Here is a 14,794-nt window from a genome sequence, read left to right as displayed (position 1 = left end):
TTTTCATTGTGATGCAGTTCCGTTCGGATCGCGTCGCGCAAGCGCCACTGCCTCACGCAACCCGCGCAGATCCATGCCGCCGGGGATGAGATAGGGGCCGATCAGCATACCGGGCGTGCCTTGAAGGCCCAGCATTGCTGCGTATCGGCTATTGCGATCCAGCACAGCATCGATCTCAGCCTTGTGCGCGGTAAGGTCAGCCTGCAGTTTCGCCCAATCCACCCCTGCCTTGCCTGCTGCGGCGCGAATATTGTCCGATGTCAGCTTGCCTGTCGTGGTCATCAGCGCATCGTTGAACGCGGCATGCTTGCCTTGCCATTTGGAGGCGATGGCTGCCCGCGCGGCTTCGGTGGACGCAGCGCCGAAGACCGGCCAGTCACGAAAGACCAGTTTCACCTTGGGGTCTTCGTTCACCAGTGCTTCGAGCGACGGGTGGAGCTTGCGGCAAAAGGGACATTGATAGTCGGAGAAAACCACGACAGTGACATCGTGCCCCTGCGGCGCGATGGCGGGGGCAACAGGATCATTCTGGATTTGCGAGCGGATGCGCAGCGCGTCTGCGCTGGAGGTGTCGCTCGACGCCTGACGAGCTTGCGCCGGGTCGGCATCACCGCTCCAAAGCGCCACGCCGCCGGCCAGAAGCGCGGCCAAGCCGATGCCAGCGGCGATTGTCAGTGTCTTCATCTCATTGGGTCCTTTGCAGATCACGCATCCCTGCGGTCAGCGCCGCCCGGGATATCTCGCCGGCGTGGAGACCGGCAATTTCGCCCGCCTCGTTTACGAACAGGGTGGTTGGAAGCGCCACCGAAGCGACAGCCTTGCCCAAGACGCCGCCCGGATCACTCACGATTGCCCCATTGGCCAGGCCCTGCTTGGCAAGAAACGCACGGATGGCCGCAGCGTCCTCGCCTTGATTGACGAGCAGAACCGGAACTTTGGAGCTTTGCGCCACGTCGATCAGCATCGGCATTTCACGACGGCACGGCGGACACCATGTGGCCCACAGATTGATAACCATAGGTCGCCCCGGAATGCCCAGCTCGACCGGTTTGCCATCGAGGTCCGTCAGCATCAGGCGCGGCATCGGTCGTACATCCGGTGCAATCAAGGTGGCCGCACCGAGATGAAGTACAAAAAGACCTGCAACCGTGGCGATCAGGGCAAGACCTGCAGGTTTGCGCCCCAGCATAACCAAGATGATGATCAACGCCGCCGCAGCGCCTGCCCAAACCGAGAACCCGCCCTGCCAGATTGCAAGCATGCCCCAGGGTTCGGCGATAAAAGCATCAAGATTGGCAAGAATAAAGCCGATGCGCGCTGCAACCAGTCCGGCCAGCAAGGACAACCATCCGGCACGCATTGCCCTACTATCCAGCCGCGCGGCAATCACACCCGCGATCGCCAGAAACGCCCAGATCGCTGCAACAGCGATCAAACGGTCTGTAGCCATGGCAAGTGGGCCGATCTGTATGACGCCATCCATTGTGGTTCTCCTTGCCGCCCTTTCTTAAGGCAGGCTTAGCATCCGGCTTAAGGTAGCGGTAAGGCGGACAGGGAAAGGAGCAGAAATGCGGATTCTGCTTGTTGAAGATGATGATATTCTGCGCGACGGTATCGTGGTGGGGCTGGGCCTTGAGGGGTTCGAGGTCGATGCTGTGGCCTGTCTTGCCGACGCGCGCGCCGCGATAGGAGATCATGCTGGCGTCGTGCTCGATATCGGCCTGCCAGATGGATCCGGTCTCGACCTGCTAGCGGAATGGCGACGGGCCGGCGTCGAGACTCCGGTGCTGCTGCTGACGGCGCGTGACATGGTCGCGGACCGGGTCGAGGGACTTGATCGCGGTGCCGATGATTATCTGGGCAAACCCTTCGATCTTACAGAACTATCAGCCCGCCTGCGCGCGATCATGCGTCGAGCCAGTGGCCGGGCAAGCGGCGATCTGGAACTGGGTGCGCTGATAATCAGCGAAGCGCGTAGATCAGTGGCCTTGGATGGCGAGGAAATCGCCGTGTCTCGCCGCGAGTTTGCGATCCTGCATGCTTTGGCGGAGCGCCCGGGGCACGTGCTGTCGCGCAGTCAGCTGGAAGATCGCATCTACGGCTGGCAGGAAGAAATCGAAAGCAACGCGGTGGAGGTACACATCCACAAGCTCCGTGCGAAACTCGGCCGGAGCCGCATCGAAACGGTGCGCGGAGAGGGTTACCGGATTATACGATCATGACCGCGTTACGGATCCGTCTGTTCATTCTCGTCGCTGGCGTGACCATGCTGGTCTGGGCGGGTGCAGCAGGCTGGACGAGTTTTTCAACCAGGGCTGAAGTGCAGCGTGTGCTCGACGGGCGGTTGGTGGAGGCGGCACGAATGGTCGCTGCGCTCGATATTCCCGCCAGCGGACCAGTGCGGCGACTGGCACCGGCACCTTACTCCCGCCAGTTGTCGTGCCAGATCTGGTCTCTGAACGGCGCTTTGATCGGTCAGTCAACCGGAGCGCCCGATGCACCGTTGGCTGGGGGCGCGCCCGGTTTTTCAAGTCGCCGGATCGGAGATGAACAGTGGCGCGTCTATACACATGTTGACGCGGCGCGTGGCATCAGGGTCATGGTTGGCGACAGCTTGGCGGTCCGCCAGCATCTGGTCAACGATCTGATGCTGGGCTTGCTGTTGCCCGCAGCGGCTGGGCTCGTTGCGCTCGCTGTGTTGCTTTGGTTTGGTGTCCGGAGTGGCCTTGCACCGCTCGGTCGTGTTGCCCGCGCAATCGAGCTGCGTTCGCCACAGACCCTTGAGCCACTCGCCGTCGACCCCGTGCCCGAAGAACTGAGGCCGCTGGTGCAGGCAATGGACGACCTGCTCGCCAGACTTGAGGGGGCCAGACGTGCGGAGCGCGATTTTGTGGCCAATGCCGCGCACGAGCTCCAGACGCCGCTGGCTGGACTCAAAACCCAGGCCGAAGTGGCCCGTCGCGCCACGGACCCGGCCATGCGCGATCATGCCCTGGAGCGCATCGCTATAGCGGTGGATCGCACCAGCCGGCTGGTGCGCCAGTTGCTGGAGCTGGCCCGGCAGGAAGGGCGAGAGGCCGAACCGGCCGACTGCTTCGCGCGCGTGCGTGACGTGGTGAACGGCGTGGCCGGCGATTATGCACATCTGGCCGCGACGGGCAGTCGGTCGATCGTCACCGCCTGCGGACTCCGCGATGTCGACCTGGCAATCGATGCCGAAGCCCTTCGCCTTGCGCTGGGCAACCTGGTGGAAAACGCTCTGCACCATGGAGGCAAAGGCCCAGTCCGGATCGAGTGTGCCGCAAACGATGGATTGGAACTGCGTGTCATCGATGGTGGCGCGGGCATCGCGGCGGAAGAGGTTGAGCGTGTGCGTCGCAGATTCGAACGCGGCCCTCGCGCCATGTCGGGCGGCACCGGGCTGGGCTTGTCGATCGTCGAGGCCGCAATCGCTCCAGCGCAGGGCGTTCTGGAATTTCGTCCGGATAATGCCGGCTTTGCCGCCGTGCTGCGCTTTCCATCAAATCGCGTCAGGATATCGAGCGATGGTGCCAGCTGACGTTCCCCCCGATCAAGGAGATGGATCTCCACGAAAGGCATTCAGCCGCCGCGACTTTGCTACACTGAGCCTATTTGCCGCAGTGGGATGGCTCGGAAGCTGGATACTTCGCGAAACTGCGCCTTTGGCTCAGGACATGTCTTCAAATGGCAGAGCTCAAACCGCCGCGGACCAGCGGACGAGTCGGTCGGCTGGGAACCCGGATGGGTCGGTGACCGTGGTTGCGTTCAATGATTTTCTCTGTCCGATCTGCAAGGTGACCGCGCACATACTTGCAGCCGCAGTGAAGCATGACGGTGACGTGCGGATCGAGTATCGCGATCTGGCTTTCTTCGGGCCAATGGCGGAGCGTGCCGCCCTGGTCGGCCTCGCGATGGACCGACAGAGTCTTTATCCCGCCTATCACGACCGTACGATGGCAATGCACATACCGCTGAACGATGCAGTGCTGCGCGATATCGGACACGATATAGGCGCGGATTGGGAACAGGCCACGAAGGATCTGAAAGACCAGCGCCAAGCATTTCTAAACCGTTTGCATCAGGACGCCAATCTTGCTTTCGGTCTCGGTATCCGCGGCACACCTGCGTTCCTCGTCGAAAGCCTCCTCGCCATTGGCCGTAAGACTGAAGATGAATTTTTGGCGATCTTTGCCGAGGCTCGGGATAAGGCTCGCATCGCTGAATGACTGACCGGCTAACCCCGGTAGGGGTGACTACACGAAAGTGACGTATCTGCACGCTAAGAGCGAACAAATCCGGTACAATGCCAGCAGAGGCTACCTGTAGGTACTCAACGGCGTGTTCAACCTATCCTTTGAGCATGTGTCGATCATTGCGGGCGCCGATATGGGAGTGCCGCAAGCCGGCTCACCAACGATCGAGGTAGAGCCCTGCTCGCCAAGTATGTGAGTCGGTTGCCCATCCCCGGTATGGCGAAGGATCGCCGATGAACCAGAGCGTCGACGGCAAGGGTCGCGCAGCGATCAACGTTCATCAAGCCCAACTTTCCCCACTTCAAATCGCTGAGGGCAGCCATGTCGGTGTCAATGCCACCGGGTGCAAAAGACCCAACGCTCACACCCGTCCCGGCAAGCTCGATGGAAAGTGCCCGCATGAGGGTACTCACATAGGCCTTCGACGCGCCGTAGACCGCTTGGAAGGGTACGGATGTTTCGCCCGCCAGGCTCGACACTGCGATTATTGAGGATTCAAACGGCTGCTGCCGGAAGATCGCAATCAGGCGGGCCAGCAAATCCGTGAAGCCGGCTACGTTTGTTCCAATCACCTCGGCATAGGCGTCGGCACGGCTAGCATCAAACGGACCGGCGCTCGTCAGCCCGGCAGCCAAGAAAGCCGCATTGACTTTCAATTCTATAACCTTGGCCGCAATCTTCTCCCTGCCCTCAATTTCACGTTGATCGGCCACTATGATCTCGCACGGGACATTAAACCGCTCGCCAATTTCGGATTGTAGCTCCCGCAAGTTGTCGAGCCTTCGCCCAACAATCAGGGGCTTGGCCTGGTACGATGCCGCCAAACGGAGGGCTGACGCCCTGCCCAAACCGGTTGAGGCCCCTGTAACCAGCACCCACGAGTTCTGGATCGGCAGCGGTTTCATGCGCTTTCCAGAGCCTTGTACAGGGCGGTTTTCCCGATCTTGAGCCGAGCCGCCGCCTCACGAACAGTTAGGCCCGCTGCGATGTGCGCCCGCGCCTTGCGCAGCTTGTCGGGAGTGACGACAGGGCGGCGACCGCCCTGACTACCGCGCTCGCGCGCGGCTCGCAGGCCAGCATGGGTGCGTTCCCGGATCAGATCGCGCTCGAATTGGGCAAGCGAGCCGAAGATGTTGAATACCAGCATCCCGCCTGACGTGGTGGTATCGATCTGCTCGGTGAGCGAGCGGAAACCCACGCCGCGCGCCGCCAGCTCGCCGACTTTCTCGATCAGGTGGCTCATCGAACGCCCAAGACGATCGAGTTTCCAGACCACCAGCGTGTCGCCGGTACGCAGATAGGTGAGCGCCTCGGCCAGGCCGGGCCGATCGGCTTTTGCTCCAGATGCATAATCGTCGAATATGCGATCGCAACCGGCAGCGCTCAACGCGTCGAGCTGGAGCGCCAGCTTCTGGTCTGCGGTCGAGACGCGCGCATAGCCGATCAGCGCCACATGCTGCCCGATCGTGTCCGTTTTCCCATCATTTTGCGATCTTGTCCGAATCGCCATCACAGGTCCAGAGTTGACGGACATATTCATCCTGGCCGCCAGAGGACCGTCTGACGGACAGGCACAGCGAAGGAGATGATGCTTGGCGAGGCGGCGACTGGTGAGCCTGGAAATCTGGGCGGGGCATTATGACGCGCCGCTCGATGAGCGCGAGATTGCACGTCACTATACGCTGACCAGTGACGACCTGGAAATTGTCGGTCGCCGTCGCGGCGATGCCACCCGGCTCGGTTTCGCGATGCTCCTGCTCACCATGAGATGGCCTGGCCGTGCGCTGGAAGCGGGCGAAGTCCCGCCCGCCCCTGTGCTCGGTTATGTGGCCCGCCAACTCGGCGTCGCGCCCGACGCCTTTGCGGACTATGCTCGTCGGGATCAGACCCGCCGCGAGCATCTTGTCGAAATCCGACGATCGCACGGGTTCAGGATTTTCGATCGCGACGCATTCCGCGAAGTCGTCGCCTTCTCGATCCCTATCGCACAGACCATCATCCACCCCGGCCAGATGGCAGGCGTCATCGTCGACGAACTCCGGCGTCGGCAGATCCTCCTACCTTCTTCTTCGATTCTAGAAGCGGTGCTGCGGCGGGCTCGCCAGCAAGCCGAACAGCTTACCTATGAAGTGCTCACAAACGGTCTGCGGCCCGACACCCTTCAGGACCTGGACGATTTGCTGGCCCGACGAACGGGGCAAGCCGCGACATGGCTATCCTGGCTTCGCAATGCGTCACAATCGCCGGCAGCGCGCAACATTCTGCGCCTGATCGAACGGCTCGCCTATGTCCGCGCACTGGGCCTCGATCGCGGGCGGGCTGACATGATTCCGGCTTCGACTTTTGACAGGCTCGCGGACGAGGGCAGCCGCATCACGCCCCAGCATCTTGGCGAACTCAATGCCCTGCGCCGACATGCGACGCTGGCGGCAACCGGCATCCGCCTTGAGGAAGACCTGACCGACGCAACCCTGACGATGTTCGACAAGCTGTTGGGCAGCATGGTGCGCCGCGCCGAAAACCGGACCCGCGACAAAGCCCTCAAGACGGTGCGCGAGCTGCAGGGTCATCTCCGGACGCTCACAGGGTCTTGCCGCATCCTCATCGACGCGCGAACCAACGGCGTGGACTCGCTGGCGCAGATCGAGGCGCTGGACTGGCAGCGCTTCGCCGTGTCGGTCGAGCAAGCCGAAGTGCTCAGCCGACCGGAAACCGTCGATCGCACCGCTGAATTGATTGAGCGGCATCGCACGGTAAAGCTCTTTGCCGGCGCCTTTCTCAACACCTTCGAATTTCGCGGTGCCGGTGCGGTGCAGGGACTTCTGTCGGCGCTGGCCATTATCGCGGAGCTATACCGGACCGGCAAACGGCGCTTGCCTGATCGCGTGCCGCTGCGCTTTGTGCCGTCCGCATGGCGGCCGTTCATCCTGCGCGATGGCATCGTCGACCGCGCCGCCTATGAACTATGCGCTCTGTCGCAGCTACGTGAGCGGCTGCGAGCGGGAGACATATGGGTCGCGGGCAGCCGCCAGTTTCGCGATTTCGACAGCTACCTCATCCCACCGGCCACCTATGCGGCGCTTCGCGAGAAGGGACCACTGCCGCTCGCCATCGAAACGGATTTCGAGCGCCATATTGAGGAAAGGCGCACCAGGCTCGACACGGCCATCGAACAGGTAACGGTCCTCGCGCGACAAGGCGAGCTGCCCCAGGTCAGGCTTGACGAAAACGGCCTCATCATCTCGCCGCTGAAGGCGGCAACGCCGCCCGCTACCGAAATTGCCCGTCGCGCAGCCTATGATCGCCTGCCACGGGTGAAGATCACCGACCTGCTGCTTGAGGTCGATGCTTGGACCGGGTTCAGCGAATGCTTCATCCACCGACGTTCGGGCCGGGAGGCCGACGATCGCAATGCGCTTCTCACCGTCATCCTCGCCGATGGCATCAATCTCGGCCTCACGCGCATGGCGGAAACCTGCCGGGGCGCAAGTCTGCGCCAGCTTGCTCACTTGCATGACTGGCACATCAGCGAGGCCGCCTATGGCGAGGCGCTGGGAAGGCTGATCAACGCCCATCGCACCATGCCGCTCGCCGCGCTGTGGGGAGACGGCACCACCTCGTCGAGCGACGGACAGCAGTTTCATGCCGGCGGTCGTGGGGCCGCGATCGGTGACATCAACGCGCGCAGCGGCAACGAACCGGGCGTCGCCTTCTACACCCATGTCTCGGATCGATATGATCCCTTTGCGAGCCGGGTGATCGCGGCGACCGCAGGCGAAGCGCCCTATGTCCTGGATGGCTTGCTGTATCACCAGACCGGCATGACGATCGAGGAGCACTACACCGATACGGGTGGAGCATCGGACCATGTGTTCGGTCTCATGCCCTTCTTCGGCTACCGCTTCGCGCCGCGCTTGCGCGACATTAAGGAGCGTCGTTTGCACCTCCTTCCCGGCCAGGAATCCGGCCCCTTGCTCGCCGGCATGACGACCGAACCGATCGCATTGGGCCATGTCGCGGCGCATTGGGACGAACTGCTACGGTTCGCCACGTCGATCCGCACCGGCACCGTCACTGCTTCGGCGATGCTGCGCCGGCTATCCGGCTATCCGCGACAGAACGGACTGGCCCTCGCGCTGCGCGAGCTTGGCCGCCTCGAACGCTCGATCTACATGCTCGACTGGCTGCGCGACATCGACCTGCGCCGGCGCACCCAGGCGGGCCTCAACAAGGGCGAAGCCCGCAACGCGCTCGCCCGCGCGCTCTTCTTTAACCAGCTCGGCGAATTGCGTGATCGGCGGTTCGAAAACCAGACTTATCGCGCCTCCGGCCTCAACCTGCTCGTCGCCGCCATCATCCTGTGGAACACTCGCTATCTCGAAATGGCGCTGGCTGACATCGGCACGCCCGACGAGATCGCGCGCCACGTCGCGCCATTGGGCTGGGAGCATATCTCGCTGACGGGGGACTATAGCTGGAATGTCGAAGATCGGCCCGATCCGGATGCCTTGCGGCCGCTGCGCGCCGTCAGCTCCCTGCTCGCCGCGTGAAGTTCGCTATCCGTTCGCCCTTAGCGTGCAGATACGTCACTTTCGTGTAGTCACCCCTTTTAGAACGCGTGAAAGTGCATTCGGCCATACGCCGTGCAGACAAAAATGTTATAAAACTGCGTTGAGGCTCACACGGATAGACCTTTAGGATATAACCATTTCGGCGTTAACAAGGTGCGGATTCTAAAAGCCAGCTATCCGCTATTCAGAATCACAACCGAACGGCTGTGATCCTAGCATTGGTGGGATTCCTGTTAGTGATCGGCGTCAACATTTTCTCGTTTCTACGCTCTTGACTGATTTTGGGAAGCCGCTCGCGTTCAGAAAACGCGAGCGATTGTGGGAACCACTAAATTAACGGCAAAGCGTCGATTGCTCGCCGATCGCAACCTGTTGGTATCATCGGATGATGGAGCATCTGGTAATCCTCAGAACGAAACCTGTACGCGCCCTACGATTCTGTCTCCGGCGTTGCGTTGATCGGCAAACCGGCTGGCAGTGGCGGTGCGGGAGACTTCAGTCCCAATATAATCGACGCCGATCGTCAGACGGTCACGACGATGCTCGAGACCCAGCCGCCAGTTGGTGTAACTGCCGCCCGGACGAAGACGCTGCGCCCGACTGGGGTCGCGGACGCTGCCGGACGAGTGGCCGACCTCGGCCAGCATCGTCAGCGGCGTACCAGGAATACCGGCATTGGCGTTCGCATAGGCATACACGTTGCTGCCACCGATCGCGCGCTGCGACGGCGCGCCGATCACGCCGACCGTGGCGTAAAGCGGACCATAGGCATAGCTTGCCGACACGCCGGCCTCGACATAGTCCATGCGGCCCCGCGCGCCCGCGAATGCGTGGCCGGTGGCGTCGGTACGGATACGCACCGCACCCAGATCCCAGTCGGTTCCCACCGAAAGGTCGACGACCGCATCGGCGCCACCGTGTCGCACGCTGTTTCGAAGCGTTACCACGCGCGCCGATGCATCAAGCCGGCCGCGCGAGACGCGAATATCGCCTGCCAGCGCGGCACGTCCTTCACTCCAACTCAGCCCGCGGCGTTCCTCCTCGCTCATTACCTCCAAGGTTACCGAACCGGCATCCTGTGCAAACGCGGGCGTGATCAGGCCGCAGCTCGCGGCACCGAGCACTCCCGCCAATTGAACGCGGCGGATCATCCAGCGCGCTGCGGACTGTGGATCTGGTCGAGCTCGACGCGCAGCATCTGCTCGTCTTCCTGCGCCAGCTTTACCAGATGCTGCTGCATGTCCGCGGACTTCGTCGCGACCTCCTTCCTGATCGCGCCATGGCTCGAAACGCACCAGCCGGGCCGGGTGCCCGAAATCACCGGTTCGCTATTCATGCTGCGCACCAGCCTGGTACCCGATGCCGCGACCGCGTGTCGCGCCACCGACATGCTCGCCGCCCAGTCGCAGCGTAGCGACGACGGTCTTCCGCCAGGTGCAACCGCGCCCACCTGCTTATGGGTGATGACCACGTCGCCGCGATATTTGACGGCGACCGGACCGCTGCGGTGATCCACCTGGTTCTGATGATCGACAGTTATGCCGAGGGCCGCACCGGTAGCAGCAAGCACCAAGCCGGCAGTTAGAAAATAGGCCATTTTCGCTCTCCTTTTGTCATCCCGATCCATTCTGATCGGTGAAGCCAATCCTTACGGACGATGATTCTACAACGATGGTTCAGCGTGTCGGTTCAGCTGAACTGCGGCCGCAAGGCGCGTGCGTGCAGGCGGTCCTTTACGCCGAGACGCAACCGCTTCAAACGAAATAGCCGCAAGGTATCGGGCATGCGTCGCTTCATCTCGACGCGGATCTGCTCATCCAGCCGCGCATGCAACTGGGTCAACTTGTGAGAAAATATAGGCAAAGCCGCTCTCCAACCAACGATTAAACGATCGGATCAGCCGCGATGAAAGCAGGCAAACAGGCCAGGCCTAGACATCGAGATAACCCGATGCGGTCCGACATCACGTTCGTCCAGAGACGATCGCCAGAGGGGCCCGGCCCGCTCCCTCGAGCTAGGGTTTTCGCCGGTCAAGGTCAATAGGAGAGCGAATGGATTTGCACGAGTTGACATTAGGACACGGGTCCCCGATGTTACTGACATGTACGCTCCTACGACACATAAGCGTTTCCGCGACCACGCCGGCCAACTCGCCGCACGCGCTTAGCCCGAGCTCGCGGCCACTGCCGTTCGAGTTCGGGCTTTATTCGATCTGACCTTTGGGACGCGTTCTGCGCGCCCATGATCTCGAATAAGTGGAAACCGTGTAGTGGAAAACCAAGTCTCGAAATCCGATGACTTGTGTCAAGATGACCGTCAGCATCAGGTTGCCAATCCAGCACCTCAGCCTTTCCTGCGGATGAGGCCACAAAACTTTTTCTCGAACGAATTTGATCTGGAAATTGTAGAAGACTATTCTAAGGCAGATACCGAGGATAGGCGAAATGAAGGTAAAGACTGGCTAAGCCGACTTATGGAGCTTAACCTTTTACTTTTAATCGTTCTGGTTGGCGTACCGGTGCTGGTATATTGCGTCTTATCCTCCGCACTTTAGACAGGACAAGATCCCACTTTTGCGCCGCAACCGGGAGTGCGGATAAAACCGATCTTGATTTCCTGACCCATCAGATATGCCGCCACAGGCGCCTCGTCATACCCGCTCAGCGCAAGCCCACCCTCGGCAACCTGCGTGTTCCCAAAGCGGATCGACAGCGTATCGCGGTCGGCGGGTTCACCGGCCTTGCCGACCGCCATCACGACCCGGCCCCAGTTGGCGTCCTCGCCGGCAATGGGCGTCTTCACCAGCGGCGAGTTGACGATGCTCATCGCGATACGGTGTGCGCTGCGGTCGCTCTCCGCGCAAGTGACCTGAATCTCGATCAGCTTCTGTGCGCCCTCGCCATCGCGGACGACGAGCATCGCGAGCTGGTGGCAAAGGTCCTCTAACGCCGCGCGAAATGCAGACGTCTGACTCGTATCACTGAAGGCTCGGGCCATACCGTTTTCCGACACCCTGCAGATCACCGGTGTTCTTGCTTTACCCCGAGGTCCCTGCCGCTGCTCAGTAGCACTGTCGGAAAGGTTGTGTTTTCCGACAGGGTTCGGCTCTTAAAAGCTGCCGGGCCGCTTCCTCCCAAATTCACGAGAAAAGTCGGCCACTTTTTGAAAGCGGACGTTTCGAACCGTGGTTCTGACACTTCCTGCCTCGCAAAATGTGTGGGGCCTGCGGCAGCTTCACAGCCGACCGGTTGTGACACCGTACGCTCGATAGAAGTGCCAAGGGTTGACGTAACCTGTTGCAGGCATCATCTTCGATTGATGTACGCTCCCGCGACATACAGGCGCTTTCGCCACCACGCCGGGCAACTCGCCGCGCGCCTGTAGCCCGGGCTTTGAACGGCGTTGCCGCCTGAGTTCGGGCCTTATTCGATCTGATCCTTATGGTCGCGCCGTGCGCGCCGGTCTTGAATGGCGGAAAGCTGCTGCAATGGAACAATACACTCTCCCGGCGAATAGTCGTCCGACTATCCATCTTACCGCTGGCGAATGCGACGCGCTCTCGGAACTGGCGCTTAGCGCCGAACACAGGGACCCACATTCCTCGGCGATGCTTCTGGCCGAGCTTTATCGCGCCGAGTTGTGCGAGCCGGGCGAACTGCCGGAGCAAACGGTGGCGATGAACTCGCGGATCGACTTCATCTATGAAGGCACTGGCGCGCGCCGCACCGTGCAACTCGTCTATCCGCGCGATGCGGACATAGCTGCAGGACGCGTTTCGATACTGACTCCGATTGGTGCCGGCCTGATCGGCATGACAGCCGGGTCTTCGATCCGCTGGCCGGATCGCGATGGCCATGACCGGCTGTTGCGCATCGTGAGCGTGACGCCGCCCGGAGAGGGTTGAGGCCATGATCGAGGAACTGGCCCGTCACCGCTGCACCGGGGATGACGGCACGCCTTTGTTCGTGGTTGAGCACCGCCACCTCTTCACTTCGCAAGGGGGAGTAGGAGCGCGACAACATCGCGGCTCGGCCTGGACAACTCTGCTCAACGGCGAGCCTGTGCGCTACATCGACAACCGGACCTTTGAAGTGATCGCGACGGGTGAGCTGCTTGCCCACGATCCGCAGCGTTGCGACTGTGCGCCCGCAGTCAGGATCGCGACACGGGATGGTAGCAAGGAAAATATGGCGGGGCAGACATAGCCATGTCCGTCTGGATTACCCGATCAGCCCCCGATAACCTGCGCACGGCGCGCGAACTGCGCGCGTTGGGACAAATAATCGATCGGCTGCCGCGTCGATTTGACATTAAGGAGGTGTACCGCGATGTTCGCTGGATGCCTCTGCTTGAGACATATAAGCGGTTCATTGATCACGCCGGCCAACTCGCCGCACGCCGCTAGCCCGAGCTCGCGGACATTTGCCGCTTGAGTTCGGGCTCTATTCGATTTTGATCCCGCGGATGCGCGAAGCGCGTCCGCGATCTCGAATAAGCGGGAATCGCACATGTCAGAATTTACTGAAAAGCCGCACCATCGCCTATCGCACCATATCGATGGGATTCGCATCGTAGAGAATCGCCAGCGGTTACGCTCAAGACCCAAGCACTTCTTTTCTAACAATTTCTCTCTGGAAATAGAAGACGAAGCGACCACACATTATGAAACCGATTCCAACAGCAGGCTCAGTCGTCTGGGTAGATTTATTGACCTAAACCTTGCTTTCCTAATTCTGGTCGTTGGCGTTCCAATACTTGTTTATTGCGTGATTAGCTCGTCGCTTTGATAGGCCAGATCGGCATCATCGTCCATGACCGTTGGTATCACCGGTCATGGACGGTGCGTCGAATTTTGACATTGGCTTTCCCGAAGCCTGTTTCCGATCTGATGCATAAATCACAATTTGTGCATCAGATCGAGAATGGCGGAAATCTGCGCCTCTCCCTGATGCAAAAATCTGATGCACAGATAGTGCCCATAATAGTGGGCGAAGCCACCGTTGGGCAAACTAATCTTGCGGCTCTGCCGCAGTGGCTCCGCTGCGCAGTCGGTTTTCCCGTGTTGCCAGTTCTTCAAACCGACACAGCGGCACAGCCTCGGAAAGCTGACGGTAGAATTGAACATGAAACCGGACGGGTCCAAGCGGCACAACATGATGGAGGATCGTAGGCTCCACCAAACCTGGTCTGCTCTCAGGCGTCAGTATAAGTTCGGCACCCACTCGGCGTGGATCGGTTACGCAATAGCGCAATCGGCCTTCCGCCACCTGTATCAGCCCCCATACCCCTGGCTTCGTACAATGATCCTTACGAAGGCCCGCTGGAATCGAAACCTCTGTAAACACGTCAGTCTGACGATATGGCTCCAAGCCTTCGGGAAGTTCGGCAGCGGCCTCTGATGGCATGATTTCCGATGTCACGCCGCCTCAGTGTAGAGCATGGTTTCACGTGCCTTCAGAACGTCAGCAAGGAACCAATACGCCTCGCCCCATGCATTCAGCACGGTATCATCAACCGCATCCCCAAGAACGTCCTTGATCGCCGGGAGCAAGGCGTTCGCAACGGCAGGGTAATGCTCTGGCTTAATGTGCGTCGCGACGTGGCGCGCAGCGATGCGTTCGATCGCGGGTTTCAACGCCTCAAGCTTGTCGGCGTTCTGTGCGAAGGCAAGGATGGCAGCCGCAAGCCGCTTAGGCTGCTCGCCAGATTCTTGAGCCGCCATATCGAATAGGGCTTTGATTTCAGGATCGACAAACAGCCGTTCGTACATGCGCGTCGTGATTTCCACGCCATGAACCTGCAGGATCGGCGCAGTGGATTTGACGATGGCGATAGTCTGTTCAGAAAGCGGCGTGGTCATGGGCAATTCCATATAAACATGCTGATGGAATGCATCTATACTCCTGCTCTAAAAAGATGCAATGCACCTGCATGTTTAAGGTCAAGATT

At 60.6% G+C, this 14,794-nt stretch carries 15 protein-coding genes and 2 pseudogenes; 7 read left to right on the top strand and 10 right to left on the bottom strand.

All coding sequences use genetic code 11. The features are described 5' to 3' along the window. Nucleotides 1–3: 3 nt before the first annotated feature. Both ACZ2HM_RS20750 and ACZ2HM_RS20745 read right to left on the bottom strand, forming a co-directional pair. On the bottom strand, nt 4–684 hold the full coding sequence (locus tag ACZ2HM_RS20750) for a DsbA family protein (RefSeq protein WP_333970628.1): 681 nt from the start codon (nt 682–684) through the stop codon (nt 4–6). 1 nt (nt 685) lies between these two features. Continuing rightward, complete coding sequence (locus ACZ2HM_RS20745) at nt 686–1,483, bottom strand: TlpA disulfide reductase family protein (RefSeq protein WP_333970627.1); 798 nt, start codon at nt 1,481–1,483, stop codon at nt 686–688. Nucleotides 1,484–1,568: 85 nt separating this feature from the next. Between ACZ2HM_RS20745 and ACZ2HM_RS20740 the strand changes: the two genes are divergently transcribed. From ACZ2HM_RS20740 to ACZ2HM_RS20730, 3 genes are all read left to right on the top strand, one after another. Continuing rightward, the gene (locus ACZ2HM_RS20740) at nt 1,569–2,222 is read left to right on the top strand and encodes a winged helix-turn-helix domain-containing protein (protein ID WP_043150826.1); all 654 of its coding nucleotides are present in this window, start codon (nt 1,569–1,571) and stop codon (nt 2,220–2,222) included. Nucleotides 2,223–2,266: 44 nt separating this feature from the next. Beyond that, on the top strand, nt 2,267–3,559 hold the full coding sequence (locus ACZ2HM_RS20735; RefSeq protein ID WP_470426906.1) for an ATP-binding protein: 1,293 nt from the start codon (nt 2,267–2,269) through the stop codon (nt 3,557–3,559). Nucleotides 3,560–3,770: 211 nt separating this feature from the next. Then, complete coding sequence (locus ACZ2HM_RS20730) at nt 3,771–4,247, top strand: DsbA family protein (RefSeq protein ID WP_182914081.1); 477 nt, start codon at nt 3,771–3,773, stop codon at nt 4,245–4,247. A 143-nt stretch (nt 4,248–4,390) separates the two neighbouring features. Here the strand turns inward: ACZ2HM_RS20730 and ACZ2HM_RS20725 are convergent, their stop codons facing one another. Beyond that, a complete protein-coding gene (locus ACZ2HM_RS20725; RefSeq protein ID WP_013039098.1) occupies nt 4,391–5,179 on the bottom strand; it encodes an SDR family NAD(P)-dependent oxidoreductase in 789 nt (262 codons plus the stop codon). After that, on the bottom strand, nt 5,176–5,727 hold the full coding sequence (locus ACZ2HM_RS20720; protein WP_041386225.1) for a recombinase family protein: 552 nt from the start codon (nt 5,725–5,727) through the stop codon (nt 5,176–5,178). The genes ACZ2HM_RS20725 and ACZ2HM_RS20720 overlap by 4 nt, the downstream gene beginning before the upstream one ends. A gap of 139 nt (nt 5,728–5,866) precedes the next feature. Here ACZ2HM_RS20720 and ACZ2HM_RS20715 point away from each other — a divergent pair, with 139 nt between their 5' ends. After that, a complete protein-coding gene (locus ACZ2HM_RS20715) occupies nt 5,867–8,824 on the top strand; it encodes a Tn3 family transposase (RefSeq protein WP_470426905.1) in 2,958 nt (985 codons plus the stop codon). A 428-nt stretch (nt 8,825–9,252) separates the two neighbouring features. On the opposite strand, the gene ACZ2HM_RS20710 is transcribed toward ACZ2HM_RS20715, so the two are convergent. From ACZ2HM_RS20710 to ACZ2HM_RS20695, 4 genes and pseudogenes are all read right to left on the bottom strand, one after another. After that, nucleotides 9,253–9,996, bottom strand: a complete 744-nt coding sequence (locus tag ACZ2HM_RS20710) for a TorF family putative porin (protein WP_119749362.1) — start codon at nt 9,994–9,996, stop codon at nt 9,253–9,255. Beyond that, nucleotides 9,993–10,442: a hypothetical protein gene (locus ACZ2HM_RS20705; RefSeq protein ID WP_119749364.1), complete on the bottom strand. Its 450-nt coding sequence runs from the start codon at nt 10,440–10,442 to the stop codon at nt 9,993–9,995. The genes ACZ2HM_RS20710 and ACZ2HM_RS20705 overlap by 4 nt, the downstream gene beginning before the upstream one ends. A gap of 92 nt (nt 10,443–10,534) precedes the next feature. Continuing rightward, nucleotides 10,535–10,708, bottom strand: coding sequence for a DUF465 domain-containing protein (locus ACZ2HM_RS20700; protein ID WP_119749366.1), 174 nt, complete (start codon nt 10,706–10,708; stop codon nt 10,535–10,537). Nucleotides 10,709–11,395: 687 nt separating this feature from the next. Then, nucleotides 11,396–11,806: pseudogene (locus tag ACZ2HM_RS20695) on the bottom strand (bifunctional ornithine acetyltransferase/N-acetylglutamate synthase); the annotation flags it as partial. 526 nt (nt 11,807–12,332) lie between these two features. Between ACZ2HM_RS20695 and rnk the strand changes: the two are divergent. The 3 genes from rnk to ACZ2HM_RS20680 all read left to right on the top strand — a co-directional run bounded on the left by rnk (nt 12,333) and on the right by ACZ2HM_RS20680 (nt 14,015). Then, nucleotides 12,333–12,749: a nucleoside diphosphate kinase regulator gene (rnk, locus tag ACZ2HM_RS20690; protein WP_119749368.1), complete on the top strand. Its 417-nt coding sequence runs from the start codon at nt 12,333–12,335 to the stop codon at nt 12,747–12,749. A gap of 4 nt (nt 12,750–12,753) precedes the next feature. Next, nucleotides 12,754–13,050 carry a hypothetical protein gene (locus tag ACZ2HM_RS20685; RefSeq protein WP_096063962.1) on the top strand — a complete coding sequence of 99 codons (297 nt, stop codon included), beginning with the start codon at nt 12,754–12,756 and terminating at the stop codon, nt 13,048–13,050. A gap of 578 nt (nt 13,051–13,628) precedes the next feature. After that, a complete protein-coding gene (locus ACZ2HM_RS20680; protein WP_338054922.1) occupies nt 13,629–14,015 on the top strand; it encodes a hypothetical protein in 387 nt (128 codons plus the stop codon). A gap of 10 nt (nt 14,016–14,025) precedes the next feature. Here the strand turns inward: ACZ2HM_RS20680 and ACZ2HM_RS20675 are convergent. Both ACZ2HM_RS20675 and ACZ2HM_RS20670 read right to left on the bottom strand, forming a co-directional pair. Beyond that, nucleotides 14,026–14,250: pseudogene (locus tag ACZ2HM_RS20675) on the bottom strand (TehB-like domain-containing protein); the annotation flags it as partial. A gap of 11 nt (nt 14,251–14,261) precedes the next feature. Continuing rightward, complete coding sequence (locus tag ACZ2HM_RS20670) at nt 14,262–14,705, bottom strand: globin domain-containing protein (protein ID WP_037479448.1); 444 nt, start codon at nt 14,703–14,705, stop codon at nt 14,262–14,264. Nucleotides 14,706–14,794 lie beyond the last annotated feature (89 nt).

This window comes from Sphingobium sp. KKT206 (assembly GCF_055640555.1).
This window is presented reverse-complemented; position numbering and strand designations above follow the sequence as displayed.

Bases quoted from the DNA above. Each gene is read 5' to 3' on its own strand.
- ACZ2HM_RS20735 (WP_470426906.1), top strand. From the start codon at position 2,267: ATGCTGGTCTGGGCGGGTGCAGCAGGCTGGACGAGTTTTTCAACCAGG.
- ACZ2HM_RS20685 (WP_096063962.1), top strand. From the start codon at position 12,754: ATGATCGAGGAACTGGCCCGTCACCGCTGCACCGGGGATGACGGCACG.
- ACZ2HM_RS20705 (WP_119749364.1), bottom strand. From the start codon at position 10,442: ATGGCCTATTTTCTAACTGCCGGCTTGGTGCTTGCTGCTACCGGTGCG.
- ACZ2HM_RS20740 (WP_043150826.1), top strand. From the start codon at position 1,569: ATGCGGATTCTGCTTGTTGAAGATGATGATATTCTGCGCGACGGTATC.
- ACZ2HM_RS20725 (WP_013039098.1), bottom strand. From the start codon at position 5,179: ATGAAACCGCTGCCGATCCAGAACTCGTGGGTGCTGGTTACAGGGGCC.
- ACZ2HM_RS20745 (WP_333970627.1), bottom strand. From the start codon at position 1,483: ATGGATGGCGTCATACAGATCGGCCCACTTGCCATGGCTACAGACCGT.
- ACZ2HM_RS20750 (WP_333970628.1), bottom strand. From the start codon at position 684: ATGAAGACACTGACAATCGCCGCTGGCATCGGCTTGGCCGCGCTTCTG.
- rnk (WP_119749368.1), top strand. From the start codon at position 12,333: ATGGAACAATACACTCTCCCGGCGAATAGTCGTCCGACTATCCATCTT.
- ACZ2HM_RS20670 (WP_037479448.1), bottom strand. From the start codon at position 14,705: ATGACCACGCCGCTTTCTGAACAGACTATCGCCATCGTCAAATCCACT.
- ACZ2HM_RS20710 (WP_119749362.1), bottom strand. From the start codon at position 9,996: ATGATCCGCCGCGTTCAATTGGCGGGAGTGCTCGGTGCCGCGAGCTGC.